Source organism: Thermobrachium celere DSM 8682 (assembly GCF_000430995.1).
GTDB classification, from domain to species: Bacteria; Bacillota; Clostridia; order Clostridiales; family Caloramatoraceae; genus Thermobrachium; species Thermobrachium celere.
On record NZ_HF951987.1, the window covers coordinates 1 to 654 of the forward strand.

Sequence of the window (654 nt, forward strand, 5' to 3'; positions counted from 1 at the left end):
TAAACTATTAAAATCTGCTACTCCATCTTCAGATTTTAATTTAAAATAAATATCCTTATCTGTCTTATTCATAACAACAACTACCACAGTTCCATCAATATTTTTAAATTGCTGTTACCTCAAGATCCTYATAAGGATTTTTAAACCCTATTCTCTTGGCTCCTCTTTTTATTAAATCTACTAAAGTGACCTATATAATAATAGGAACTTTGGTAATATACTCTATCATTTTCTGTATCAACAATAATTGGGGCATCGCAGTAATTACCAACATGGTTGGGTCCTCCCATTGTGTCTAATATTAAGTTCCAGTCCACCCAACCAACAGTATAATTGTTTAATCTAGAAATTAGAATGGAAAGACATTGTAGCAATGCAATGAAAGTGGCAAAATTCTTAGAAGAACACAAGGCTGTTAAAAAGGTATATTATCCTGGACTTGAAAGCTTTGAACAATATGAACTTGCTAAAGAACAAATGAAACTTCCAGGAGCAATTATAGCATTTGAATTAAATGGTGGAGTAGAAGAAGGTATAAAAGTATTAAATTCATGTAAAGTATGTACTTTAGCTGTAAGCTTAGGGGATGCAGAGACATTGATTCAACATCCAGCATCAATGACACATTCACCTTATACTAGAGAGGAGAGACTA

At 32.3% G+C, this 654-nt stretch carries 2 protein-coding genes and 1 pseudogene; 1 reads left to right on the top strand and 2 read right to left on the bottom strand.

The genetic code is table 11. From position 1 onward, the window contains the following. Both TCEL_RS14320 and TCEL_RS13625 read right to left on the bottom strand, forming a co-directional pair. Nucleotides 1-72: hypothetical protein (locus tag TCEL_RS14320; RefSeq protein ID WP_423219064.1), on the bottom strand; the 72-nt coding region annotated here is incomplete at its 3' end. 68 nt (nucleotides 73-140) lie between these two features. Continuing rightward, nucleotides 141-317 (bottom strand): hypothetical protein, encoded by a 177-nt coding sequence (locus tag TCEL_RS13625; protein WP_242823424.1) that lies wholly within the window; start codon nucleotides 315-317, stop codon nucleotides 141-143. A gap of 25 nt (nucleotides 318-342) precedes the next feature. Here TCEL_RS13625 and TCEL_RS00020 point away from each other — a divergent pair. Beyond that, nucleotides 343-654: pseudogene (locus tag TCEL_RS00020) on the top strand (PLP-dependent transferase); the annotation flags it as partial.